This is a genomic window from Burkholderia sp. BCC1972 (assembly GCF_905339605.1).
Taxonomy (GTDB): Bacteria; Pseudomonadota; Gammaproteobacteria; order Burkholderiales; family Burkholderiaceae; genus Burkholderia.
Window position 1 is genome coordinate 116,018 of record NZ_CAJPGH010000003.1, and the last position, 24,396, is coordinate 140,413.

General features: G+C 67.6%; 20 protein-coding genes. 9 read left to right on the forward strand and 11 right to left on the reverse strand.

Annotated elements, in window-relative coordinates; genetic code table 11:
• Positions 1–2 precede the first annotated feature (2 nt).
• From U5798_RS06240 to U5798_RS06260, 5 genes are all read right to left on the reverse strand, one after another.
• Positions 3–386, reverse strand: coding sequence for a CpaD family pilus assembly lipoprotein (locus U5798_RS06240; protein ID WP_322081553.1), 384 nt, complete (start codon positions 384–386; stop codon positions 3–5).
• Positions 387–400: 14 nt separating this feature from the next.
• Positions 401–1,783 carry a type II and III secretion system protein family protein gene (locus U5798_RS06245; protein ID WP_322081554.1) on the reverse strand — a complete coding sequence of 461 codons (1,383 nt, stop codon included), beginning with the start codon at positions 1,781–1,783 and terminating at the stop codon, positions 401–403.
• A gap of 55 nt (positions 1,784–1,838) precedes the next feature.
• Entirely contained in the window at positions 1,839–2,864 is a 1,026-nt protein-coding gene (gene cpaB / locus U5798_RS06250; protein ID WP_322081555.1) for a Flp pilus assembly protein CpaB, read from the reverse strand.
• 20 nt (positions 2,865–2,884) lie between these two features.
• On the reverse strand, positions 2,885–3,376 hold the full coding sequence (locus tag U5798_RS06255; RefSeq protein WP_322081556.1) for a prepilin peptidase: 492 nt from the start codon (positions 3,374–3,376) through the stop codon (positions 2,885–2,887).
• Between the two features lie 88 nt (positions 3,377–3,464).
• Positions 3,465–3,647, reverse strand: a complete 183-nt coding sequence (locus tag U5798_RS06260; protein ID WP_124450135.1) for a Flp family type IVb pilin — start codon at positions 3,645–3,647, stop codon at positions 3,465–3,467.
• 746 nt (positions 3,648–4,393) lie between these two features.
• Between U5798_RS06260 and U5798_RS06265 the strand changes: the two genes are divergently transcribed.
• From U5798_RS06265 to U5798_RS06290, 6 genes are all read left to right on the forward strand, one after another.
• Positions 4,394–5,476, forward strand: coding sequence for an ABC transporter substrate-binding protein (locus U5798_RS06265; protein ID WP_322081557.1), 1,083 nt, complete (start codon positions 4,394–4,396; stop codon positions 5,474–5,476).
• A 15-nt stretch (positions 5,477–5,491) separates the two neighbouring features.
• Positions 5,492–6,334, forward strand: a complete 843-nt coding sequence (locus U5798_RS06270; RefSeq protein ID WP_124450130.1) for an ABC transporter permease — start codon at positions 5,492–5,494, stop codon at positions 6,332–6,334.
• Between the two features lie 31 nt (positions 6,335–6,365).
• On the forward strand, positions 6,366–7,187 hold the full coding sequence (locus tag U5798_RS06275; protein ID WP_124450128.1) for an ABC transporter permease: 822 nt from the start codon (positions 6,366–6,368) through the stop codon (positions 7,185–7,187).
• 40 nt (positions 7,188–7,227) lie between these two features.
• Positions 7,228–8,073, forward strand: coding sequence for an ABC transporter ATP-binding protein (locus tag U5798_RS06280; RefSeq protein ID WP_124450126.1), 846 nt, complete (start codon positions 7,228–7,230; stop codon positions 8,071–8,073).
• A 133-nt stretch (positions 8,074–8,206) separates the two neighbouring features.
• Positions 8,207–9,160 carry a TauD/TfdA family dioxygenase gene (locus tag U5798_RS06285; RefSeq protein ID WP_322081558.1) on the forward strand — a complete coding sequence of 318 codons (954 nt, stop codon included), beginning with the start codon at positions 8,207–8,209 and terminating at the stop codon, positions 9,158–9,160.
• 149 nt (positions 9,161–9,309) lie between these two features.
• A complete protein-coding gene (locus U5798_RS06290; RefSeq protein ID WP_322081559.1) occupies positions 9,310–10,257 on the forward strand; it encodes a TauD/TfdA dioxygenase family protein in 948 nt (315 codons plus the stop codon).
• Positions 10,258–10,301: 44 nt separating this feature from the next.
• On the opposite strand, the gene U5798_RS06295 is transcribed toward U5798_RS06290, so the two are convergent.
• A complete protein-coding gene (locus tag U5798_RS06295; RefSeq protein ID WP_322081560.1) occupies positions 10,302–11,963 on the reverse strand; it encodes an ABC transporter substrate-binding protein in 1,662 nt (553 codons plus the stop codon).
• A gap of 300 nt (positions 11,964–12,263) precedes the next feature.
• Here U5798_RS06295 and U5798_RS06300 point away from each other — a divergent pair, with 300 nt between their 5' ends.
• Both U5798_RS06300 and U5798_RS06305 read left to right on the forward strand, forming a co-directional pair.
• Positions 12,264–12,671: a DUF427 domain-containing protein gene (locus tag U5798_RS06300; protein ID WP_124450119.1), complete on the forward strand. Its 408-nt coding sequence runs from the start codon at positions 12,264–12,266 to the stop codon at positions 12,669–12,671.
• A 182-nt stretch (positions 12,672–12,853) separates the two neighbouring features.
• On the forward strand, positions 12,854–13,846 hold the full coding sequence (locus U5798_RS06305) for a sulfonate ABC transporter substrate-binding protein (RefSeq protein ID WP_322081561.1): 993 nt from the start codon (positions 12,854–12,856) through the stop codon (positions 13,844–13,846).
• Between the two features lie 3 nt (positions 13,847–13,849).
• On the opposite strand, the gene U5798_RS06310 is transcribed toward U5798_RS06305, so the two are convergent.
• The 3 genes from U5798_RS06310 to U5798_RS06320 all read right to left on the reverse strand — a co-directional run bounded on the left by U5798_RS06310 (position 13,850) and on the right by U5798_RS06320 (position 19,187).
• Positions 13,850–14,431: a putative glycolipid-binding domain-containing protein gene (locus U5798_RS06310; protein ID WP_124450115.1), complete on the reverse strand. Its 582-nt coding sequence runs from the start codon at positions 14,429–14,431 to the stop codon at positions 13,850–13,852.
• A gap of 98 nt (positions 14,432–14,529) precedes the next feature.
• Complete coding sequence (locus tag U5798_RS06315) at positions 14,530–14,955, reverse strand: outer membrane protein assembly factor BamE (RefSeq protein WP_322081562.1); 426 nt, start codon at positions 14,953–14,955, stop codon at positions 14,530–14,532.
• Between the two features lie 44 nt (positions 14,956–14,999).
• Positions 15,000–19,187 (reverse strand): YadA-like family protein, encoded by a 4,188-nt coding sequence (locus U5798_RS06320; RefSeq protein WP_322081563.1) that lies wholly within the window; start codon positions 19,185–19,187, stop codon positions 15,000–15,002.
• 511 nt (positions 19,188–19,698) lie between these two features.
• On the opposite strand from U5798_RS06320, the gene U5798_RS06325 reads away from it, so the two are divergent.
• Positions 19,699–20,607, forward strand: coding sequence for a LysR family transcriptional regulator (locus U5798_RS06325; RefSeq protein ID WP_322081564.1), 909 nt, complete (start codon positions 19,699–19,701; stop codon positions 20,605–20,607).
• 3 nt (positions 20,608–20,610) lie between these two features.
• On the opposite strand, the gene potE is transcribed toward U5798_RS06325, so the two are convergent.
• A complete protein-coding gene (gene potE / locus U5798_RS06330) occupies positions 20,611–21,996 on the reverse strand; it encodes a putrescine-ornithine antiporter (RefSeq protein ID WP_322081565.1) in 1,386 nt (461 codons plus the stop codon).
• Between the two features lie 74 nt (positions 21,997–22,070).
• A complete protein-coding gene (locus U5798_RS06335; protein WP_322081566.1) occupies positions 22,071–24,371 on the reverse strand; it encodes an Orn/Lys/Arg decarboxylase N-terminal domain-containing protein in 2,301 nt (766 codons plus the stop codon).
• Positions 24,372–24,396: the final 25 nt, after the last annotated feature.

Sequence of the window (24,396 nt, forward strand, 5' to 3'; positions counted from 1 at the left end):
GGTCAATGGCCGGGCGAGCCGGTCGTCGTCAGCGTCTTGCCCGGCGCGGGCTGCTTCACGCGATCCTCGACGTAGCGGCGCACCGCGTCGGCCGCGACTTGCGCATCGGCACCGCCGTACGGCACGGGCGCGACGAGGTCTTCGGGCCGCGCGAGCATCGCCGCGAGATTCGTGTACGTCGCGCAGCCGAACGGCACGCCGGGCCGCCCGAACCCTGCGTCGACGAGATGCGACGGCTGCATCAGCTTCGCGCAATCGGGCGGCACCGCACGGACGCCGTCGAAGCCGATCGCGCGTGCATCGGGCATGTTCAGCGGCGGCGGCGCCGACAGGCAGGCCGCAAGCGCCAGCGGCAACGGTGCGGTGAACAGGGTTCGAACTCGCATGCGCGCTCCTCCGGTCAGTACACGAAGCCCGCGGCGCCGACGAGACGCGGCGTGTCGCCCGACAGCAGGTCGATCCCGAGATTGCGCTGGATCGCGAATTCGAGATCGCTGCTCGGCCGCGCGACGGTGTCGAGCGCCTGCTCGAGCTGGCCGGGCCCGGTCGGCTGCACGATGTACGGCGTCACGATCACGACGACCTCGGTCTTGTTGTCCTGGAAGTTCTTCGACGAAAACAGCCGGCCGATGATCGGCAGCCGACCGAGCCCCGGGATCTGCGACACGGTATTGGCCGTCTGGCTCTGCAGCAGCCCGCCGATCGCGAAGCTCTGCCCGCTCGACAGCTCGACCGTCGTCTCGACGCGCCGCACCGAGAGTCCCGGCACCGTGACGCCGCCCGTCGTCACGCTGTTGCTCGAATCGACCTCGCTCACCTCCGGCCGCACCTTCAGGCTGATCCGGTTGTCGGCGAGCACGGTCGGCGTGAAGTCGAGCGACACGCCGAACGGCTTGAACTCGACCGTGATCGCGCCGGTCGTGGTGCCGGCCTGCGCGACCGGAATCGGGATCTCGCCGCCCGCGAGGAAGCTCGCGGTCTGGCCGGACATCGCGGTGAGATTCGGCTCCGCGAGCATCGTGATCAGCCCTTCCTGATCGAGCGCATCGAGCACGACGTCGATCGACCAGCGCCCCGTATGGAAGCCGCCCAGCACCGAGTACGCGCCGGTCGGCGACAGGTTGAACAGCTTGTTCGTCGGATCGATCAGCGTGCGCCCGTTGAACAACCCGCCGATGAAGTTGCCTGCCGCGCCGAGCGAACTCCAGTTGATGCCGAGCTGCTGCGTGATGTTGCGGCTCACTTCCGTCACGCGCACGCGCAGGTTCACCTGGATCGGACGCGACAGCGTGAGCCGGTTGACGATCTTTTCCTTGTCGTTCACATAAGGCGCGAGCGACTGCATCACGGCGTCCGCGTCGGCCGCGCTCGGCACCTTGCCCGACACCATCAGCGAGCCCGGCGCGCCGGACACCGACAGCTTCAATTGCGGAAAGCGGTTGTCGAGCACCGTCTGCAGCGATGCGGTGTCGACCTGCACGATCACCGTCCGGCGCAGGATCGGCCGATGGTTCGCGCCGAGCGCGATCAGCGTGGTGGTGCCGGCCTTCTTGCCGAACACGAACACGGTGCGCGGCGACGGCACCTGGATGTCCGCGATGCCCGGATCCGCGACGAACATCGCGGTGGCCGGCTCGGACAGCGTCAGCATCTCGCCCTTGCCGGTCGCGATCGACAACGCCGCGCCGCCGTCCGCCGCCTGCGCGCGCTGCGCGAGCGCGACGCCCGGCGCGACGAGGCAGGCCAGACACCAGAAAGCGATCCAACGAACGATGCGCACCATGCGTGTTCCCGTCAAATGCCGGCCGCCGTGCGGTCGGCCCCGAATCGTCACCGCGTCACTGCGGCACCGCCATCCGTGGCGCCTGCGTCGTCGCGTCCGCGGCGGCGTAGCCGCCTGCGGGTGCGGCCGGCACGACCGGCGTGCCCGGCCAACCCGATGGCAGCGGCGGCACGCCCGCCGTGCCGGTACCGCTGCCGCGCGACCCGTCGTCGACCGACGAGCCGCGGTAGATCACGACCGTATTGCCCTGCGCTGCCGGCCGCGCGCCGGCGTCCGTTCTCGCGGACGGCGCCCGCTGCGCACCGCGGGCCGCGCGCGACACGTCGCCGGCCCATACCGGCTGCGTATCGGCGTCCTCTTCGTCGCCGCCCGCCGCCTGGCGGCGATCGCTCGTCGCGAAGCTGCGCAGCACCAGCGACAGCGAGCCGAGGCGCGTCGCAACCAGCACGACCTGTGCGGTGCGCGGCGCGACCTCGAGGGTGACCGTGCGCGCGCCGCGCACCGGCACGTCCGGCGCACTCGCAGGCGTCTTCGCACGCTGGAATTCGGAGCCGACCGCGAGCACGCGCGCGCGCCGCACGACCGTCTCCGCTTCGAACGTGCCGGGCGTCGTCGCCGACCCGCCGATTTCCTGCGTGAGCACCACGTCGACGAAGTCGCCGGGCTGGATCAGCCCCGCGTTGCCGGACACGTCGTCGACCGGCACCGAGATCGCCCGCATGCCGGGCTGCAGCGCGGCCGCGAGAAAATCCGGTGCGCCGGCCGGGATCACGTTCTCCGCGCGGATCGGCGCACCGGCGTCGACCCGGCTGCGCAGCAGCGCGCCTTTCGGGCTCGCGCCCGGTTGCGACTCGATGAACGCGCCGGCCGGCACCTGCGTGCGCGGCATGCGCTTCCACCCGAGATCGTTGTCGCGCAGCAGCAGCCCTTCGGGCAGGTCCGCCGCCGCGACGCGCACGCGGACCTCGGCCGCTTCGGCGGGCGCCGACGGCGTCGACGCGGCGACGAACAGCTGGCGCAGGATGAACGCACCGAACGCGGCAGCGACGACCAGGACGGCCATTCTCAGGGGCTTGGGCATGGCGGCGTGCGTCCCCCGGGCTAGGTAAGCGAAACCGCGTGAGGAAACGGCGCCCAGACGGCCAGCGTGCCGCCGAGCGCGAGCGCGATGCCGTACGGCACGCCGCGCGTCGCGATCGTACGCGCGGGTGCGGGCGCGGGCGCGGTGCGACGCCGCCATGCACCGGCCGCGAGCGCGGCGAGGCCGCACGCGGTGCCGCTCGCACCGACGATCGTCAGCACCGGGAACGCGAGCGCCGGGCCGGCCCACAGGAACACCGCCGCCGCCAGCTTCACGTCGCCGCCGCCGAGCCAGCCCGCGTGACGCAGGCCGGCGAACAACAGCAGCATCGCCGCGGCGGTCGCCGCGTGGCCGGCGAGTTGCGCGAGCCCTTCGCGCGCGAGTGCCGCCGCGACGAAATACAGCATCGCGAACGCCAGCACGGCACGATTGGACAGGCGTCGCGCGCGCACATCCTGCATCGCGAGCAACACCAGCACGAGCGTCGCCGCCGACTGTACGAGATAGAGCATCGGAGAGCCGTCCGTCGGCGCGCCCCGGCTGGATACGTCGTACCGCTGCGGATCCGTGTGTTCGTCGGCGGCGCGCGGGTTCAGGAGATCAGATCAACGCCGTGACCTTGTTGATCAGCGACGTGAACACGGCCGGCAAGCCGCCGGACGTGCTGCTGAGAATCACCCCGACCGCCGCCAGCGCGACGACGACGATGCCGGCGAGAACCGCGTATTCGAGCGAGCTGACGCCGCGTTCATCGCGCAGCAAGGTCTTGACGTATTGCAGCATGACAACCTCCGAGTGACGGGGTCGGTGATCGACCGTTGAATGTAAAGACGCGGCGTTGCTTCGGTGGCGCGCACGACGTTCGCCCATTCATGACTCATGCGTCAGCCCCGGCATCGGGCCGTACGCATTCCCCCTGAATCCATTCGATCACTGCAATGCGCGGTGGACAGCGATGGCATCTGCCGCTGCTTCCGCGCGTCTGTTGCGTAGCCGCATTGACACGATGCGGATCACGCCAATTCGTCTAGGGTATATACAATTTTTTGGGCGAATTCAAATTATTTAGCGTCGGATTGCATTTATGGGCGAAGCCCTTCAACGATGAAATACGCGCACGTCATCTACCGCTTTTCAAGCGCGATGCAAAAGGGCTGCGCCCGCACAGTAAGAATGTCAATACCGGCATGCACCGTTTCCTCCGCCGTGCGTTTCGACGGTTTTTTATTCAGTTTTCCGATATGCCGCGAATTTTCCTGTCCGGATTTGAAACGAACATGCGTGCGCGTCGGTCGGCATTTATTTTTGCGCCGGCCGGCATGGTCCGGAAAATATTGCACGCCCGATCGGCATGCGGGATCCGCACGCGCGTGTGTCGCCATTTCCAATCGGTGACACACGTGATTTGCCAACCCGAAACGCGGCGATAAGCATAGTTCAAATCGTTGCTTGTCCCGCGCCGAATGCGTCCTCCAGAATGGCTCCGGCACCCTCCGGCACGACTTCCACTCCTCGCCATCCGACGCTCCATGATCGACCGATTCCCGTCTCCACTGCGCCTGCTGCGATCGCTGCTGATCGCGTCCCTTCTTGCGTTGCCGGCCGCCGCCGCGCACGCCGACAAGCCCGCGGTCATCCGCATCGGCGTCGCCCAGCAAGGCACCGGCGATCCGCCGACCTTCGGCGGCTCGAGCGCCGCCACCGTGCAACTGCAGCAACTGGTCGAAAAGGAATTCGCGGCCGACGGCATCAAGGTGCAGTGGCTGTTCTTCAAGGGCGCGGGCCCGGCCGTCAACGAGGCGATCGCCAACAAGGCGCTCGACTTCGCGTACCAGGGCGACCTGCCGGCCGTGCTCGCCCGCTCGAACGGGATCAAGACGCGCCTGCTGCTCGCCGCGAGCGTGCGTTCGGGCATCAAGATCGCGGTGCCGCCCGACTCGACGATCCGTTCGATCAAGGACCTGAAGGAGCGCCGCGTGTCGATCTTCCGCGGCACCAACCTGCAGCTCGTCGCCGACAACGCGCTCGCGAGGAACGGCCTCAGCGAGCGTGACCTGCACGTGATCAACCTCGACGCTGCCAGTTCGCTCGCCGCGCTCGCGTCGAAAGGCATCGACGCGTCGGTGGGCGATTACGCGCTCTACAAGCTGCGCGACGCCGGCCTGGCGAAGATCATCTACGAATCGCAGAACGACGGCCCGCAGTTGACGCGGCAAACCCACCTGCTCGTGCTCGACGATTTCGAGCGCGCGCACCCGGACATCGTGCAGCGCGTCGTCACCGTGTACGTGAAAGGCGCGCAATGGTCGTCCGACGAGGCGAACCGCGACGCGCTGTTCAAGCTTTGGACGAAGAGCGGCGTGCCGTACTCGTCGTGGCAGGCCGACTTCGCGAACCAGCGCCTGAAGGACCGGCTGTCCCCGCTGATCGATCCGTTCGTCGTCGCGCGCTACAAGGCCGTCGCGCAGGATGCGCTGAACCTGAAGCTGATCCGGCAGCCGGTCGACGTCGACGGCTGGTTCGAGCCGAAGTATCTCGACAACGCGCTGCGCACGCTGAAGCTCGAGAACTACTGGCCGCGTTACGACGCGGCCGGCAAACCGCTTTCCTGACCCGGACCTGCGCCGATGAGCGACACCGCGTTTTCGATTCCGTCGCCCGAGCATCATGCGCTCGCCGCGCCGCCGCGTCGCGCGGCGGTCGTGAAACGGCTCGCATGGCAGCTCGCACCCTGGCTGCTCCCGGCGCTGCTGTTCGCGCTGTGGACCGTCGGCAGCGCGCGCGGCTGGATCGCGCCGCAGATCCTCCCGCCGCCCGAACGCGTGTATGAATCGCTCGCGGACCTCGCGACGAGCGGCGATCTCGCGCGCCACACGCTGATCAGCCTGCAACGCGTCCTGGTCGGCTTTGCGGCCGGCACGCTGCTCGGCGTGTCAATCGGCGTCGCACTCGGCCTGTCGCGCACGCTGGAGGCCTACGTGCTGCCGAGCTTCAACGCGCTCGTGCAGATTCCGGTGCTCGGCTGGCTGCCGTTCCTGCTGCTGCTCGTGGGCGTCGGCGAACCGCTGAAATACCTGCTGATCGCGCATGCGGCGCTCGTCCCCGTCACGCTGAGCACGTTGCAGGGATTCCGCCAGACACCGCCCGCACTCGACGAAGTCGCACGCGTGTTCGGCTACACGCGCCGACAACGCATCGTCCATGTCGTGCTGCCGGCCGCGATCCCGACGCTCGCGACCGGCGTGCGGCTCGCGTTCACGAAATCGTGGCTCGCGCTCGTCGTGGTCGAACTCGTCGCATCGTCCGAAGGGCTCGGCTACCTGATCGTGTACGGGCGGCAACTGTTCCAGCTCGATCTCGTGATGGCGTCCGTGGTCGTGGTCGGCGCGGTCGGCCTGCTGATCAACCGGCTGCTGGACGCGCTCGAGGCGCGCCTGCGCCGCGGCGTGCCGTCCGCGTTCCGCGGCTGATCCGGCCTGCCCAACCGAAGGAGCGTCACCCATGCCGGATTCCGCCCACCCCGCACTCCCGCCGGAAGACGCTGCGACACCCGAGCGCCGCCTGCACGCGCCCGACTGGCGTGGCTTCGTGCTGCCGCTCGCGGCGTTCGCACTCTGGTGGGCGATCGCTTCCGCCCATCTCGTGAAAAGCGGGCTGCTCGTCGGCCCGTCCGACGTGCTGCGCACCGCATGGGCACAGGCCACGAGCGGCGCGCTCGGCCGCGCCTTGTCCGCATCGCTCGCGCGCGAAGCGTGCGGCTTCGCAATCGGCGCGACGGGCGGGCTGCTGCTCGGCGCCGCGCTGGGCCTGTCGCGCGTCGCCGCGCGCATGGTCGGCCCGAGTTTCGACACGTTCAAGCAGATCTCGCTGTTCGCGTGGATTCCGCTGATTTCCGTCTGGTTCGGCCTGGGCGACGCCGCCAAGGTCGTGTTCCTGTCGCTCGCCGCGCTGCTGCCCGTCGCCGCGCACACGTGCGACGGCATTCACGCGGTGCCGCGTACGTATGTCGACGTCGCCCGCGCGCTGCGCTACTCGCGGCTCCAGCTCATTCGCCACGTGATCCTGCCGGCCGCGCTGCCGTCGATCTTCACTGGGCTGTATCTCGGCCTGATCTATTCGTGGCTCGCGACGCTCGGTGCCGAATACCTGCTGGTCGCGGGCAGCGGCATCGGCAACACGCTGATCGACGGCAGCGAGCAGTTCCGGATGGATCTCGTGCTGTTCGGGATCATCGTCGTCGGCGTGACCGGCTGGGCACTGAACGCGATCGCACGGGCGATCGAGCGCAAGGTGCTGGCCCGCCGCGGCGACCTGCCGCGCTGATGTTGCGCCCCTTGTCCGCCACAACCTTCATCACCCTGCCATGACGACGCTCGCCTCCGATTCGCTCGACATCCTCCATGTGAGCAAGCACTACGCACAACGCGGCGCGACGCTCGCCGTGCTCGACGACGTGTCGCTGCACGTGCGTGCCGGCGAATTCGTCACGATCGTCGGCGCGAGCGGCTGCGGCAAATCGACCCTGCTGCGGCTGGTGGCCGGGCTCGACACCGACTACGAAGGCGAGATCCGCGCCGGCGACGAACGCGTGCGCGACACGTCGCTGCAGCGCGGGATCGTGTTCCAGGATCACCGGCTGTTCCCGTGGCTGACCGTCGAACAGAACATCTCCGCCGCACTGCGCAACGCGCCGCTCGACGCGGCCGAAAAACGGCGTGCGGTCGCGGATCACGTCGCGCTCGTCGGGCTGAACGGCTTCGAGCACGCCTTTCCGAACCAGTTGTCGGGCGGGATGGCCCAGCGCGTCGCGATCGCGCGCGGCCTCGTGAACCGCCCGCGTGTGCTGCTGCTCGACGAGCCGTTCGGTGCGCTCGACGCGCAGACGCGTGCGCGGATGCAGAACGAACTGCTGCGCATCTGGGAACAGGAGCGCATCACGATGATGCTCGTCACGCACGACGTCGACGAGGCCGTCTATCTCGGCGACCGCGTCGTCACGATGGCGCCGCGCCCGGGCCGTATCGAACGCATCGTCGACGTCGCGCTGCCGCGGCCGCGCCGGCGCGATTCGCCGGAATTCGCGCGCTTGCGCGATACGGTGCTCGCCGATTTCGACGAGAGCGAACCGCCGCGCAACGACGGCACGGGCGGCAAGCGTCCCGACACGCCGCGCCCGCACCGGATCGGCGAATGGCGGCTCGCATGGTAGCGGCGCGATTGCTTCGTATCACATATCGTTCATCACAGCGGGAACGCTAAGGTTGTGACGATTCATCGGTTCCGGTTCCGCGCAGTCCCTGCTTGAATGGAGACTCGACCGACCCGACTCCAGGAGACTCACGATGTCCGAAGTCCAGCACGCCGCACAACCGTCTTCGCATGCTTCGCACGCCGCGCCGCGCACGGCCGCCGTTCCGCTTCAGCTTCGCCAGGTCGCCGGCCGGATCGGCGCCGAAATCGCCGGCGTCCGGCTGTCGGCCACGCTCGACGACGCGACGTTCGACGCGGTCCACGCGGCGCTGCTGCGCCACAAGGTGCTGTTCTTCCGCGGCCAGCAACATCTCGACGACACCGCGCAGGAAGCGTTCGCACGCCGCTTCGGCGATACCGTCGCGCACCCGACCGTGCCGTCCGTCGACGGCAGCGCCCATCTGCTCGAACTCGATTCCGCGCACGGCGCGCGCGCCAATTCGTGGCACACCGACGTGACGTTCGTCGATGCATACCCGAAGATCTCGATCCTGCGCGCGGTCGTGATTCCGCCGTTCGGCGGCGATACCGTGTGGGCCAATACGGCCGCCGCGTACGCGCATCTCCCCGACCCGCTGCGCGCGCTCGCCGACACGCTGTGGGCGCTGCACACCAACGCCTACGACTACGCGTCGACCCATGTGCATGCCGACGACACGCAACTGAAACGCTACCGCGAAGTGTTCACGTCGACCGTCTATGAAACCGAGCATCCGGTCGTGCGCGTGCATCCGGAAACCGGCGAGCGCACGCTCGTGCTCGGCCACTTCGTGCAGCGGCTCAAGGGGCTGTCGTCGCAGGATTCCGCGCACCTGCTGCAGGTCTTCCACGAGCACGTGACGCGTCTCGAGAACACCGTGCGCTGGAGCTGGCAGGAAGGCGACGTCGCGATCTGGGACAACCGCGCGACGCAGCACTACGCGATCAACGACTACGGCGATGCACGCCGCGTCGTGCGCCGCGCGACCGTTCACGGCGACGTGCCGGCCGGCATCGACGGTCGCCGGAGCGTCGTGCTGAAAGGGCCGGGTGCGACGCTGCAGTAACGCCCGTCTCTCGCGGCGGCGCCACGTCCCGCGCGCCGCCGCGCCTGTCCTACCGGAGCCCCGATCATGAGCTTCCTGCCGCCGCACCGACACTTGCACGCGCAACGATGTCGGCTCTCCGCCCCGTTCACTTCCGCCAGGAGCGTCGCATGAGCGCCCTACTCGAACCCGCCGCCCAGCCGGTCGACGTGATTCCGCTGTCCGCCCACATCGGCGCGGAAATCCGCGGCGTCGACCTCACGCAACCGTTGACCACGCTGCAGATCGCGGCGATCCGCGCCGCCTTGCTGCAATGGCGCGTCATCTTCTTCCGCGAACAGTTCCTCACGCACGAGCAGCACGTCGCGTTCTCCGCGCAGTTCGGCGAACCGACGGTCGGCCACCCGGTGTTCGGCCATGTCGACGGCCACCCGGCCGTCTATTCGATCGCGAAACATCGCAAGGCGACGCGCTTCGAAGGCGAACCCGTGCGCCGGCCCTGGACCGGCTGGCATACCGACGTGACGGCTGCCGTGAATCCGCCGTGGGCGTCGATCCTGCGCGGCGTGACGATCCCGCCGTACGGCGGCGACACGCACTGGACGAACCTGGTACGTGCGTACGAGACGCTGTCCGCGCCGCTGCGCGGCTTCGTCGACGGCTTGCGCGGCATTCACCGCTTCACGCCGCCGGCCGGTGCGCGCGCCACCGGCGCATTCGACGCGGCGGTCGAACGCCGCCCGCTCGTGACCGAGCATCCGCTCGTGCGCGTGCACCCGGAGACGGGCGAACGCGCGCTGTACGTGAGCCCGAGCTTCCTGAAATCGATCGTCGGGCTGACGCCGCGCGAAAGCCAGGCGCTGCTCGAACTGCTGTGGGAACACGTGACGCGGCCGGAATTCACGATCCGCTTCAAGTGGGAGCCGCGCAGCATCGCGTTCTGGGACAACCGCACGACCGCGCATCTTGCACCGGTCGACATCTTCGATCTCGACTTCGACCGCCAGCTCTACCGCACGACGCTCATCGGCGACGTGCCGGTCGGCCCCGACGGCCGCCCTTCGGTCGCACTCGAGGGCTCGCCGGTCGAAGCGGCGGCCGCCGTAGCACTGAACTGACGCAGCGAACGCCGGCGCGCACGCGCGCGCCGGCTGTTCCTCCATCAATCGAGCCACACACCGTCGAACCGGTGGCCGCCGAGCGGCGAGAACGTCAGCCCGTGCACGCGTTTGGAGATCGGCAGCGACACGATCGACGTCGCGATCGGCGTGAACGGCACCTGATCCTTGAACACGACCTGCGCCTGCTCGTATAGCGACGTGCGCTTCGCGACATCCCCATTCGAACGCGCGGCGGTAACGAGTCGTTCGAAATCCTGATTGCACCACTTCGCGAGATTGCTGCCGTGCACGGCTTCGCAGCCGAGCAGCGTGCCGAGCCAGTTGTCGGGGTCGCCGTTGTCGCCCGACCAGCCGTACAGGATCGCGTCATGCTGGCCGTCGTGCTTCGCGCGGCGGTTGTATTCGCCCCATTCGTAGCTGGCGATCTTCGCGCGCACGCCGATCTTCGCCCAGTCCTGCTGGATCAGCTGCGCCATCAATTGTGCATTCGGGTTGTACGGCCGCTGCACCGGCATCGCCCACAGCGTCAGGTCGAAGCCGTTCGGGAACCCGGCCTGCGCGAGCAGCGCCTTCGCGGCGGCCGGATCGCGCGGCGCATCCTTCAGGCGCGGGTTGTACGACCATTGCGAGGGCGGCATCGGGTTCGTCGCGATCGTCGCATCGCCGTTGAACACGGTCCTGATGATCGCCGTCTTGTCGATCGCGATGTCGAGCGCGCGCCGCACGTCAACGCGATCGAGCGGCGGATGCTGCGTGTTGTACGCGACGAAGCCGACGTTGAAGCCCGTCCCCGAAAACAGCGACAGCTTCGGGTCGCGCCGCACCGTCTCGAGATCGGCCGGGCGCGGAAACGCCGATACCTGGCACTCGCCGGCCACGAGCTTCTGCAGGCGCGCGGCCGGATCGGGCGTGATCGCGAACACGAGGCGCCCGAGCTTCACGTCGTCCGGCTTCCAGTAGTCGGGATTTGCGTCGTAGCGGATCAGCGCATCCTTCTGGTACGAGCGCAGCAGGAACGGCCCCGTGCCGACCGGGAACTGGTTGATGTCCGACTCACGATGACGTTCGGCAAGCTGCGACGCATATTCTGCCGACAGCACCGACGCAAACGCCATCGCGAGGTTGCGCACGAACACGACGTCGGGTGTCTTCAGCACGAAGCGCACCGTGTAGTCGTCGACTTTCTCGATGCGCTCGACGTTGCGGTCGAAACCGAGATCGCTGAAATACGGGAAGCTGACGGGGTAGGCCTTGCGGAACGGATCGTCCGGATCGAGCATGCGGCGAAACGTGAACACGACGTCGTCGGCCTGGAACGGCCGCGTCGGCTTGAACCATGCGGTCGTCTGGAATTTCACGCCGCGCCGCAAATGAAACGTGATCGTGCGCTGGTCGGGCGACACGTCCCAGTTCGTCGCGAGCGCCGGTTCGAGATCGAGCGTGCCGCGCTTGAACTGCACGAGCCCGTTGTAGATCGGGTACGTGCTCGCGTCGAAGTCGGTGCTCGTCGTGTGCTGGCCCGGATCGAAACCGGCCGGGCTGCCTTCGGTGCAGTACACGAGCGTCTTGCCGGTCGGCGCGGCCAGCGCCTGGGTCGCGGCACCGGCGAGCAGCAGCGACGCAGCGATGCAGCGCAGTGCGGCAACGGCATGCGGTACGCCACGCGCACGACGCGTGGCTGACGAAACGTAAGCGTTCTTCATGGTGGCGGAGAGAAAGGATGACTGTCATGCGAATGACGACGGCCGATCTTCGCGCGCCTCCAGCCGATCGCTTACCAATTAATTCGGCGATGCTTATCGTCGCCGATGCATCCCGCTGCCCGTGCATGGAAACGTCCGCGCGAGCGCCGGACGCACGATCCTGCCGCCTTTCGCGCGGCTGCCTTCCGGCCCCCTGCAGACTTTCTGGAATGAGCGCATCGTATCGACTGGCAAACGCCGGCACCGGCGCGCCGGGATCCGCCCGGCGCCGCTGCGCCGCCGCGTCCTGGAGGATCCACGATGTCGATCAGTCCCGATACGCCCGCTCGTCCCGTGAAATCGCCGGGCCCCGATCATCCGATCACGATCGAGCCGCATCCGCGGCGCGTGGTGGTGACGGTGGCCGGCAAGGTCGTCGCCGATACGCGCCGCGCGCTCGCGTTGCGCGAGGCCAGCTATCCGGCCGTGCTCTACCTGCCGCGCGAAGATGCCGACATGTCGCTGCTGCAACGCACCGACCATGCCACCTATTGCCCGTACAAGGGCGACTGCGCGTACTACTCGATCGCGGCCGGCGGCGAACGCTCGAACAACGCCGTCTGGACCTACGAGCATCCTTATCCGGCCGTCGAAGCGATTCGCGGGCACCTCGCGTTCTATCCGGATCGGGTCGACTCGATCGAGGAAAGCGCGGCCGGCACCGATTGAGCACCGCCGCGCCGCTGATTTGCATATAAGCATTCGTTGGTTGGCCACCGGCCGGTGCGGCCGTATCGTCCTGAGTCCGGCGCGGGCCGGCCGGTTGCGTGCAGCGCCCGCATCCGGCCCTGCCTTGCGCCGGCCGCGCCGTCCCTGTGCGCGGCCCGTGAACCCGCACGCAGGATGGCCCGATGAACGACACACCGCACACCGACGTTGAAACGACCCTGGCGAGCCCGCACCGCCGCCAATGGCTGCAGGGCGCGGCCGCCGGCCTGGCCGGGCTTGCGCTCGGGCCGCTCGCGGCACGGCCCGCGCTGGCCGACGACACCGGCACGCGGCTGCGCATCGGCTTCCAGAAGTACGGCAACTTCGTCGTGCTCAAGGCACGCGGCACGCTCGAGAAGCGTCTCGCGAGCCAGGGCGTCACCGTGCAATGGCTCGAATTCCCGGCCGGCCCGCAACTGCTCGAAGGGCTGAACGCGGGCGCGATCGACGTCGGCACGGTCGGCGAGACGCCGCCGATCTTCGCGCAGGCCGGCGGCGTCGATTTCGTCTATATCGGCAACGAGCCGCCCGCGCCGCAGGGCGAGGCGATCATCGTGCTGCCCGACTCGCCGATCCGCACCGTCGCGCAACTGCGCGGCAAGAAGGTCGCATTCAACAAGGGTTCGAACGTCCACTTCCTGCTCGTGAAGGCGCTCGAACGCGCAGGCCTCACGTATGCGGACATCCAGCCGATCTACCTGACGCCCGCCGACGCGCGCGCCGCGTTCGTGCAGCGCAGTATCGATGCGTGGGTGATCTGGGACCCGTACTTCGCCGCCGCCGAGCGACAACTCGGCGCGCGCGTGGTCGCGAACGGCGACGGGCTCGTGCGCAACACGCAGTACTACCTCGCCGCGCGCAAGTATGCGGCTGCCCACCCGCAGGTGCTGCGCACGCTGCTCGACGAAGTCGACGCGGTCGACCGCTGGGCGCGCGATCACGTCCCCGAGGTCGCCACCCAGCTGTCGCCGCTCGTCGGCCTCGACGCGTCGACGCTCGAAGTCGCGCTCAAGCGCGCCGGCTACGGCGTGCAGCCCATCACCGATGCGACGGTCGCGTATCAGCAGAACATCGCCGACACGTTCAGCACGCTGAAGCTGATTCCCGGCAAGCTGTCGGTCGCCAGCGCGCGCTGACGCTTATGGCGCGGGCGCGGCGCCGATGCGCCGCCACTCGTCGTAGTCGGTGACGAGGCCCGCATCGTCGATCGCGATATCGGCCGCGTACGTGCCGCTCTCGTAGCGATACACGCCTGGCGCCGTACGCGTATAGCGCTGCTCGCCGCGTACGATCGCGAAATCCGGAAAACGCAGCCACGCCGTGCGGATCACGGCCGATTCGCCGACGGCGAGCGCGAGCCGCCGGATCGGCAGCGTATTGGTCGACGGGCTGAAACCGAGGTCGATATCGGTCGCGCCCGCCAGTGCCGGCGCCTCGACGCCGTCGATCGTCCATTGGCCTGCGTCGCAGGCGATGTCCCACTGCTGCTGCGTCGTGCCGGCCCAACGTGTCACGCGCGCCGAACGCGTCAGCCAGTCGGCACCGCATGCAATCGCGTAGTCGACGCGAAACGGCGTGCCGTCGATCGCCCCCGATACCGAACCCGACAGGTCGATGCCCGAGGGCGATTCGACGAGCCGGCACCATTCGCACGCGTGCCACGTCCGCACGATCTGCCATGCGACGCAGCGCGTGCGCACGGCTTCGTCCTGTTGCGTCATGTCGTCTCCTGTCGGTCGTGCGCAAGCCGATTGTCGCTCATCGTGGCGATGAATACACGTGGCGCCGGCGGCCGCTATCCGGGAAGACGACCGACGACTCAGCCAGCTGCCGCCCCGGCCACCTCCGCACAACTTTCAGGCTTCCACAGGAACGTACGCGCCACGCGTTCCTGATCGAACAGCACCTTGTACTGGCACTGAACCGGCCCGCTCTTCGACGGCAGATGGAACAGGTAGTCCCATTCGCGCACGCCCATCAACCCTTCCGAGAAGTGCGGCGTGCCGAGCAGCGCATAGAGCTGCGTCTTGTTCATGCCGGCACGCACGCTGCGCAGGTTGTCGAGGTTCGGCCATGCACCGTCGTTCACGCCGGCACGGCTCACGTCCGGAAACACGGGCTGGTCGGTCGTGCCTTCCGGCGTGACGGTGCTGAGACTGCCGCAACCCGCGACGACGGTGGCGAGACAGACGGCCGCCGCCGCGCGCGCGGCCTGGATCGATACGCGAATGCGCTGGTTTTGCATGGATCGCTGGATTCCCGTGTGATGGATGTTCATGAGGCGTGCGCTCACCACTGGTAGCCGACGCCGACCGACGCGCCGAGGTCGCCGCGCGACGTGCTGCTCGCGGAACCCTTTAGCACCCAGTTGCCGTTGTCGGATACCGTCGACAGGCCCAGCGCGACACCGCTTTCGCCGCGCCATGCGCCGCCGCCGAGCGCGACCATGCTTCTGCCCGGCAGGTACGCCTGCGGCAAGCCGGCCATCGCCATCGCTGCGGCCACGCCCGCGGTCAGCCGGTGATCCAGGCTCTGCATGTCGCTGCGCACGCCCGCGATCTGGCTTCCGAGTCCATGTTCCATCGCGCGCAACTGGTTGACGTTGACCGCGTCGGTGCCGGCCGTGCCCGGTGCCACGTTGACGATCTGGCGTTCGCGACCGGCCGCGCCTATCGAAACCGCGTTGTCGCGGCTGCCGTCGGAACCCGCGCCGAGTGCGACCGAATTGCTGCCCGACGCCTTCGCGCCGTTGCCGACCGCCGTCGAATCGCGGCCCTTCGCGCTCGCCTGGTTGCCGAGCGCCGTGCTGTTCGCACCTGACGCGACGGCCCCCGCGCCGCCGGCGGCCGCATTGCTGCCGCTTGCGGCGGGCGCGACCGGCGTCCGGTCCTGGCTGACCTGGAACATGCCGCCCGAGCCGTTCTTCACACTCGTCACGTCGCCTTCGACATTCGTCATCCGGTCGCCGAGCTTCCGCACGTCGTCGCCGACGTTCACGACGTCGCCGGCCACCTTCCGCACCTGCTGATCGGTGTAGTCGTTTGCGTCCTTGACCGCGCCGTCGAGCTGGCGCACGTTCACCGCGTCCGTCGCTTCGCGGCCGTCGGCCACGTTGCTGATCGTGCGCTCGGCACCCGGCGCACCGACCGATACCGTGCCGGCCGTGCTGTTCTGAGCACCGGAATACTTGCCGGTGTACTGTTCGGTGCCACGATCGGCGACAGAACCCGCACCCAGTGCGACATCGCCGTCCTTGTTCGCAACCGCGCCGTTGCCGACCGCGACCGAATTGACGCCGTTGGCATTCGCCGCCGGCCCCATTGCCGCGCTCCCCACGCCGTTCGCCTGCGAGTCAGGCAGCGGCGCCGTGCCGCCGTTTGCGTGGAAATACTTGATGCCGCCGCCGTTCGCGATGGTGTCGACCTGATCGCCGAGCCGCGTCACGTTCTGGTTCGTCTCGTACAGTTGCGAGCCGTTGACCGCAGCCGTGCTCGTCGCCGACAGGTCGCCTGCCGCGACGTTCGTGATCGTCGTCGGCGCGCCACCCGGGTTCATCGTCACGTGCGTGTAGTCGATCGTTCCGTCCGGGTTGCGGTCGTACTTCACCGCGCCAGCGCCCAGGTCGACGACGCTCGCCTGCAGCGACTTCAACTGGCTGACGTTCACGGCATCGGTATCGCCGGAGCCGGCCGCGACGTTCGTGATCCGGCGCTCCGCACCGCTGCTGCCGACGCTCACTTCACCGACCGGATTCGTGCCGGCCAGCGCACCCGTACCCGGGTTGTACGCGGCATTGCCGAGTGTCGTGCCGTCCGCTATCGCATTGGCACCCAGCGCGACACTGCCCGCATGGCTCGCCGTCGCCTGACGGCCCAGCGCCAGCGCGTCGTCGGCGCTGGCGGTTGCCGCGTAACCGACGGCCGTGCTGCCCGCTGCCTGCGCAAACGCATCGGTCTGCGCGAGGCCCGCTTCGTTCGTGCGTGCATAACGGATACCCGTCCCGTTCTGGTCGGTATACGACTGGCTCGTATCACCGGCGATGTGGTTCAGCGTGTCGCCCAGCTTCGTCACATTTCCATTCGTTTCGTTGAGCTGCGAGCCGTTGACGGCATCGGTGCTGTTCGACGACACATCGCCCTGCGCGACGTTCGTGATCTTCGTGCCGCCCGTCTTGCCACCGTCCGTCGAAGCCGGGCCGTCGAGCGTGATCTGCGTCTTTGGATCGCCCGGGTTGCCGTCGTACTTCACCGCGCGGTCGCTCACGTTGCCGAGGCTCGTCTCGACCGACTTCAACTGGCTGACGTTCACCGCGTCGGTATCTCCCGAACCTGCTGCAACGTTGGTGATCCGGCGTTCCGCACCGCTGCTGCCGACGCTCACTTCGCCGACCGGATTTGTGCCGGCCAGCGTGCCCGTGCCGGGGTTGTACGCCGCGCTGCCGAGCGTGCTGCCGTTCGCGATCGAATTGGCACCGAGGGCGACGCTGCCCGCGTGCGAGGCCGTCGCCTGGCGGCCCAGCGCCAATGCATTGTCGGCGCTTGCGGTCGCCGCGTAACCGACGGCCGTGCTGCCGGGCGCCTGGGCGAACGCATCGGTCTGCGCGAGACCCGCTTCGTTCGTGCGTGCGTAACGGATGCCCGTCCCGTTCTGGTCCGTGTACGACTGGCTCGTATCGCCGGCGATATGATTCAGCGTATCGCCCAGCTTCGTCACGTTCTGGTTCGTGTCATTGAGTTGCGAACCGTTCACCGCATCCGTGCTGGTCGCAGACACGTCGCCCGCCGCCACGTTCGTGACCTTCGTCGGCGTGCCGCCCGGGTTCATCGTCACGCTGTTGTAGTTGATCGAGCCGTCGGGGTTCGTGTCGTACTTCACCGCCTGGTCGCTGGCCTGCTGAAGCTTCTGATTCGTGTCGTTCAGCTGCGCGCCGTTCACCGCATCGGTGCTGGTCGGCGACACGTCGCCGGGTGCGACGTTCGTGATCTTCTGGCCGGCCATGTTCAGCCCCGCCCCCGACAACACCGGCCCGCCGTTGTCGATCCCCACGCTCGTGAAGGTCGGCGTGTCGCTCGTCGCGATCGAGATCGTCGAACCGTTCTGCGTCAGCGCGATATTCTTGCCGCCGTCGGCCGTCATCGTCGCGCCGGGCTTGATCGCCGCCACCGACGTGCCGCTTGCGTTGCCGCTCGTCGTCACGTTCCAGCCTTCGTTCAGCGCGTTGATCGCGTCGCTGATCGTCGTCTGCCGGCCGCCTGCGATGTCGTACGTCGGGCCCGTCACCTTGCCCGTCGCCGGGTCGTACGACGCACCGCTGCCGATCGCCGACGCCATGCTGTCGCCGAGGTTGCTGACGGTCTGGTTCGTCTGGTTTAGCTGCGCGCCGTTGACGGCATCGGTGCTCGTCGGCGACACGTCGCCCGCCGCAACATTGCCGAGCTTCGATGGCGAGCCGCCCGGGTTCAGCGTCACGCTGTTGTAGTTGATCGACCCGTCCGCGTTCGTATCGTATTTGACTGCACGGTCCGACACCGCGGTCAACTGGTTCACGTTGACCGCATCGGTTGAGGCCGTTCCGCCGGCGACATTCTTGATCTGGCGTTCGCTACCCTCCTTGCCGACCGACACCGCGCCGGTCGATGCGATCGCGTCACCGCTGAACTTCGCGGGGCCTGCCGCATTCGCCGCACCGACGCTGTTCGAGCCGAGTGCCACGCTGTCGTCGACGCTCGTCACGGCCCCCGCGCCGAGCGACACCGAGTTCGTCCCGCTTGCACGCGTTTGCGTGTCGGGGTTGTAGGTCGCGCCGTTCGACACGCCATCGTTGCTGGCCGCGCGCGAATCCGATGCGCCGATCGCGATCGATCGATAGCCGTCCGCGAGCGCCGAATGCCCCATCGCAATGCCGCTCTCGCCCTTCGCATACGCGACGTTGCCGAGCGCCATCGAATAGTCCCCGGTTGCCGCCGATTGCCGGCCGACCGCGATACTCGTGTTGCCGCTCGACAGCGCAACGGTCCCGATCGCCACGCCCGAATTGCCCCGCACCGCCGTCGCGCCGACGCCAAGCGCCACGCCGCCCTGCGCGGCATTCGCGCGATCGCCGAGCGCAGTACCCGCTGTTTGCGCCGACGCATTGTTGCCGACCGCCGTCGAACAGCCGTTGGACAACACGTTGGTGCCGCTCGACGATGGATTGCCCGGATTTTTCCGGTCGACGAAATTCTGGCCGCAACCCTGGTCGACTGACGCCGTCTTGCCCGACGGTGCATTGTTGGCACCGCCCGATACGACCGTCTGTGCCAATGCATCGGGCACCGTCACGGCGAAACCGGTCGCGGCCACGCTCAGCGCGAGCAACCCGCGCGACACCTGCCGACGTGCGCTGCGCGCTGGCTTGCCGCACACGGCGGCGTTCTCGTGAACCGCGATCCACGCGCGGACCGATTCATTCCAGATCGTTTTGTATATCTTGTTCATAGCGGTTTTATAGGTTTCGACGCAACCGATCAGTAGTGCAGATCAACCTGTTGTTGCAGATGCGAAAATCAGGAATCCGGGAGAAACCGAAACAGACCGACGGGCCGGACGTTCGACGCGATGTCACCGGAATCGGTGGCAACGCCGGACGACCCGGTCAGGAGAAAAGAGATCGATGAAGACGCAACGGGCCATGCCGTGCATCAACCGGGACCCTGTCGAAACGGACAGATCGCGGCGAAGGTTACGGTGCGTCAGGGTTGGGCGGTAGGCTGCCGAACCGATATCCAGTATCGGTACGACGCACATCCCTTGCGGAATGGCGCTTTAGTACCATCTTTCGATTGAAAAACGGATCGATATGCGAAATATTTTCCGGCTGATTGTGAATACGTTGTATTTACCGGAAGATTCTCCGCATGCGGCGCGCATTACGCGCCATCCGGGAATGAATCGTAGAATTTCGGCGTGGATTATAAGCCGGTTTCAATCAGACAAGAGGCACGATTTCATGGATTTGTTGGCGACGATGCGGATCTACGTCAGGGTCGTAGAGCGCGGGACGATGTCCGGCGCGGCCCGGGATCTCGACATGGGCCAGCCGGCCGTCAGCGAGCGCATCGACAAGCTCGAGAAATTTCTCGGCACCCGGCTGCTGATGCGCAGTGCGCGCACGCTCAACTGCACCGAGGAAGGCCGCATCTTCTACGCGCGCAGCAAGGAGCTGCTCGAAGCGGCGGAAGACACGATTGCCGCAGTATCGAAAACGGAAAACACGCTTGTCGGCACGATCCGGCTAGCGGCGCCGCAATGCTTCGGCGAGGTCGTGATGCCGCAGGCGCTGATGCAGATCCGCACGGCCTACCCGCGGCTTCACATCGACTTGGTGCTGAACGACAACATCGTCGATCCGATTACGGAAGGCGTCGACATCTCGATGCGTCTCGGCCAGCTCGGCGACGGCGGGTTCGTCGCGCATCCGATCGGCGAAGTCGGCCGCGTGCTCGTGGCCGCACCGTCGTATCTCGACCGGTTCGGCCCGATCGAAACGAAGGCCGACCTCGCGAGCCATCCGTTCATCCGCGTGAAAGGCATCTTCGCGAACGAGCAGCTGCCGCTGCAGGATGAAGACAGGACCGTCGAATACGCGCGAATCCAGACGGTGATGACGACGAGCCACTGGCGCCCGATGTTCGACACGATCATGGCCGGCGGCGGCATCGGCGTGGCCCAGTTGCCGGCCTGCGTCAACGCATTCCAGCAGGGGAAGCTCGTCGAGATCCTGCCGCGCTACACGATCCCCGACTACCCGCTCAATGCGCTCGTGCAGGCGCAACGGCCGCTGCCGCCACGCGTGCGCGCGGTCGTCGACCTGCTGAAGAAGGAGGTTCCGCTGCTGCTGACGAAGCGTCGCCGGTAGCCGTCACGCCTGCAGTGACTTGCCCGGCTCCTTCACGTGCGCGTCGACTTCCATCTGGTAGAAGCGCGCACTGACGAAGCCGAACAGCGTCCAGCCCAGGAACACGCACAGGCCGCCGAGCATCAGCGCCTGCTCGCCCGAGCTGAACAGCGCATAGAAGCTGTACGCGGTGGCGACCATCGCGATCACGTTCGTCACCAGCGCCTTGGCCGGCGGCACCTTCGCCACCTTCTGGATGGTGATCAGCGCGGCCATCGACATCACGTAAGGCACCAGGTTCGTGACGACCGCGAGATCGACGACCTTCTGGAACTGGCTGCTCAGTTCCGGGCTGATCGTCATCAGCGCCAGCGCGACCTGCGCGACGAGCAGGATCACCATGCCGACGATCGGCGTGCCCGTGCGCGTCGCCCGTGCAAACACCGGCAGGAAGTAGCCGACGTCCGCCGAGCTCTTGAACACCTGCGCGACAGTGAACTGCCAGCCGAGCAGCGAGCCGATGCACGCGATCACCATCAGCGCGGTGACGATCGTACCGACGGTCGGCGTGAACATCGTCGCGAATGCGATGCCGAACGGCGCGTTCGACTTCGCGAGGATCGCGTTCGGCACGATGCCCGCGATCACGTTGGTCGACACGATGTAGAAGATCGCCGACGCGATCGTGCCGCCGAGCACGGCGATCGGCACGTTGCGCTCCGGATTTTCGACGGCGTCCGAGTTCGCGCACGCCGATTCGAGGCCGAGGAACGCCCACAGCGTCACCGCGATCGAGCCGCCGACGGCCGGCCCGAACGGCATGTTGTGCGGATTCCATGCCGCGCCCCAGGTCGCGCCGCTGAACCAGAACCAGCCGATCAGCGACACGACGACGACCGGAATGATCACGCCCCACACGGTCACCGCGCCGATCCGGCCGGTGATGCGAGAACCGCCGAAGTTCGCGACCGTCGTGAGCACGAGCAGGAAGATCGTCCACAGGCCCGTCTGCAGCGGCGACAGCGTCGCGTCGAACAGCACGGTGCCGTAGCCGACCGCCGTGACACCGATCGCGACGTTGGCGATCACGAGCGACAGCCCGTACGTGTAGTTCGCCATGTAGTTGCCGGCCTTGCCGAACGCGTACTCCGCGTAGCCGCCCATCCCGCCCGGCTTGCGGCTCAGCATCCCGCAGCGCGCGAACGCGTAGGCCAGCGCGAGCGAGCCGCCGGCCGTGACGATCCACGACAGCAGCGAGATCGTGCCGACCTGCGCGAGCTTCGACGGCAGCAGGATGATGCCGGAGCCCATCATGTTGACCGCCGTGAGGATGGTCAGCTGCCAGACATTCATCCGGTTCTTCGGCGCGGCCGCCGGGGCCGCGTCGGTCATGCTCGCTGCGTTTTCCATAATGTCGATCCTTCGATGTGAGGCCGCCTTGCGGCCGGTCGCTCGTTCGTCCGTTCGTCCGTCCGTTGGGGCGCTCACGCAGTCAGGCAGTACACGCGGTACGTGCCGTCCTCGACTTCGACGCCGTGCGTATCGTGCGCGAAGCCCGGAAAACGCCGGTCGTACGCTTCGAGCGCCTTCAGGTAGCCGAGCACCGGGCCGCCGGCCGGCCCCGCGTTCTCGCCCGGCATCAGGAGCGGAATGCCCGGCGGATACGGCACGACGCCGGTGGCGACCGTGCGCCCGGCCAGCTCCTCGAGCGTGACCTGTTCGACGCGGCCCTGCACGAGATGCTCGTACGCGCGCACCGGGCTCATCTCCGGCGTCGGCAGGACCGAGAACGCTTCCGACATCAGCCGCGTCGTGCCGAGCTGCTCCATCGCCGCGAACATCGTGTCGGCCAGGTCCTTCAGCCCCATGCCCGCATAGCGCGAGCCATGCTCCTTCGCGAGCGCCGGAATCGCCAGGTCGAGCGGCAGGTTCGCGTCGTAGTCGCGCTTGAAGTCGCACAACGCGCTGACGAGCGAGCCCCACTTGCCCTTCGTGATGCCGGTCGAGAACAGGAACAGGATCGTGAAATCGGTCGTCTTCTCGACGACGATCCCGCGCGCGTCGAGATACGCGGTAACGACGCTCGCCGGGATGCCGACCGGCATCAGGCCGCCGGCCGGCGCAACACCCGGCGTGACGATCGACACCTTGATCGGGTCGAGCATGCAGTAGCCGTCCTCGATGTTGCCGAAGCCGTGCCATTGCGCGCCGGGGCGCAGCACCCAGCATGCCGGGTCGCTCGCGAGCAGCTCGGGCGGTGCGTCATGGAACGGCAGCGTGCGGCCCGTGCGTGCCTCGAGCACGGTGTCGGGCTGCCAGCATTCGAAGAACCAGTCGCCCTTCGCGCCGAATTCGCCATTCATCCGCGCGATCATCTGGCGGAACGCGACGGCCTCCTCGATCGACTCGCGCGTCAGCGCCGCGCCGCCGGGACCGTCCATCATCGCCGCCGCGACGTCGTTCGACGCGATGATCGCGTAGTTCGGGGACGTCGACGCATGCATCATGAACGTTTCGTTAAACTGACCATGCGGAATCGGGCTGCGACCGTCGCGCACGTGGATGTACGACGCCTGCGACAGCGCGGTCAGCAGCTTGTGCGTCGACTGCGTCGCGAACACCGTGGGCCGGTCCGCACGATGATCGCGCGGGTCGCCGTGCATCGCATGGCGGTCGCGGTAGATCGGGTTGAAACGCGCATAGCCGTACCACGCTTCGTCGAAATGCAGCCGGTCGACGCTCGCGCCGAGCAGTTCTTCCACGCGCGTAACGTTGTAGCAGAGGCCGTCGTAGGTCGAGTTCGTGATGATCGCGTGCTTCGGCTGCCGATCGGCCAGCCCGGCCGCGAGCGGGTTCGACGAGATCGCCTCGCGAATCGCCGTCTGCGTGAGGCGCGCGGACGCAATCGGCCCGATGATCCCGTAGCGGTTGCGCGTCGGCACGAGGTAGGTCGGGATCGCACCCGACATCGTCATCGCATGCTCGGCCGACTTGTGGCAGTTGCGGTCGCACAGCGCGATCTGGTCGCGGCTCACGCTCGCCATCAGGATAATGCGGTTCGACGTCGACGAGCCGTTCGTCACGTGATACGTACGATGCGCGCCGAACACGCGCGCCGCGTAGCGCTCGCTTTCGCCGATCGGGCCCGAGTGATCGAGCAGCGAGCCGAGTTCGCCGACCGAAATCGACAGGTCCGAGCGGAACAGCGATTCGCCGAAGTATTCGAAGAACGCACGGCCGACCGGCGATTTCAGGAAGCCCGTGCCGCCCGTGTGGCCGGGCGTATGCCACGAGTATTCATAGACGCGCGAGAATTTCGCGAGCGCGCCGAACATCGGCGGCAGCACGGTCGAGCGATAGCGTTCGATCGCCGCGTGGATGCGCCCGCCGATGAAGTCGGCCGTATCCTCGAGCAGCCACACGAAATCGTCGACCTGCCCCATCACCGCGGACGGCACCGACGACGCGACGCTGCGGTCGGCCAGCAGGAAGATCGGCACGTTGCCGTTGCGCTGCCGGATCGCGTCGACCACGGCCTCGGACGGCCCGTGGCCGTCCACGCCGAGATCCCAGTCGAGCAGCACGCACTGGATCGACGGATCGGAGCGGATCAGCATGATCGCGTCGTCGGCGGACGTCGCCGTGAGCACGTCGATGTCGCGTTGCACGAGTTCCGCGCTCAGCGTACGGACGGCACGCCCGGTCGCGGTTTCCTGCGCGATCTCGTCATCGACCAGCAGCGCGCGCATGCCGAGACGGCGAATGCCGCCAGCAGAAGTATTCATGATGTTGCCCTCGCGGTTCCGATGC

Bases quoted from the DNA above. Each gene is read 5' to 3' on its own strand.
- U5798_RS06240 (WP_322081553.1), bottom strand. From the start codon at position 386: ATGCGAGTTCGAACCCTGTTCACCGCACCGTTGCCGCTGGCGCTTGCG.
- U5798_RS06245 (WP_322081554.1), bottom strand. From the start codon at position 1,783: ATGGTGCGCATCGTTCGTTGGATCGCTTTCTGGTGTCTGGCCTGCCTC.
- U5798_RS06280 (WP_124450126.1), top strand. From the start codon at position 7,228: ATGACGACGCTCGCCTCCGATTCGCTCGACATCCTCCATGTGAGCAAG.
- U5798_RS06275 (WP_124450128.1), top strand. From the start codon at position 6,366: ATGCCGGATTCCGCCCACCCCGCACTCCCGCCGGAAGACGCTGCGACA.
- U5798_RS06325 (WP_322081564.1), top strand. From the start codon at position 19,699: ATGGATTTGTTGGCGACGATGCGGATCTACGTCAGGGTCGTAGAGCGC.
- U5798_RS06260 (WP_124450135.1), bottom strand. From the start codon at position 3,647: ATGCTGCAATACGTCAAGACCTTGCTGCGCGATGAACGCGGCGTCAGC.
- U5798_RS06320 (WP_322081563.1), bottom strand. From the start codon at position 19,187: ATGAACAAGATATACAAAACGATCTGGAATGAATCGGTCCGCGCGTGG.
- U5798_RS06305 (WP_322081561.1), top strand. From the start codon at position 12,854: ATGAACGACACACCGCACACCGACGTTGAAACGACCCTGGCGAGCCCG.
- U5798_RS06315 (WP_322081562.1), bottom strand. From the start codon at position 14,955: ATGCAAAACCAGCGCATTCGCGTATCGATCCAGGCCGCGCGCGCGGCG.
- U5798_RS06300 (WP_124450119.1), top strand. From the start codon at position 12,264: ATGTCGATCAGTCCCGATACGCCCGCTCGTCCCGTGAAATCGCCGGGC.
- U5798_RS06270 (WP_124450130.1), top strand. From the start codon at position 5,492: ATGAGCGACACCGCGTTTTCGATTCCGTCGCCCGAGCATCATGCGCTC.
- U5798_RS06265 (WP_322081557.1), top strand. From the start codon at position 4,394: ATGATCGACCGATTCCCGTCTCCACTGCGCCTGCTGCGATCGCTGCTG.
- U5798_RS06335 (WP_322081566.1), bottom strand. From the start codon at position 24,371: ATGAATACTTCTGCTGGCGGCATTCGCCGTCTCGGCATGCGCGCGCTG.
- potE (WP_322081565.1), bottom strand. From the start codon at position 21,996: ATGGAAAACGCAGCGAGCATGACCGACGCGGCCCCGGCGGCCGCGCCG.
- U5798_RS06310 (WP_124450115.1), bottom strand. From the start codon at position 14,431: ATGACGCAACAGGACGAAGCCGTGCGCACGCGCTGCGTCGCATGGCAG.
- U5798_RS06285 (WP_322081558.1), top strand. From the start codon at position 8,207: ATGTCCGAAGTCCAGCACGCCGCACAACCGTCTTCGCATGCTTCGCAC.
- U5798_RS06295 (WP_322081560.1), bottom strand. From the start codon at position 11,963: ATGAAGAACGCTTACGTTTCGTCAGCCACGCGTCGTGCGCGTGGCGTA.
- U5798_RS06255 (WP_322081556.1), bottom strand. From the start codon at position 3,376: ATGCTCTATCTCGTACAGTCGGCGGCGACGCTCGTGCTGGTGTTGCTC.
- U5798_RS06290 (WP_322081559.1), top strand. From the start codon at position 9,310: ATGAGCGCCCTACTCGAACCCGCCGCCCAGCCGGTCGACGTGATTCCG.
- cpaB (WP_322081555.1), bottom strand. From the start codon at position 2,864: ATGCCCAAGCCCCTGAGAATGGCCGTCCTGGTCGTCGCTGCCGCGTTC.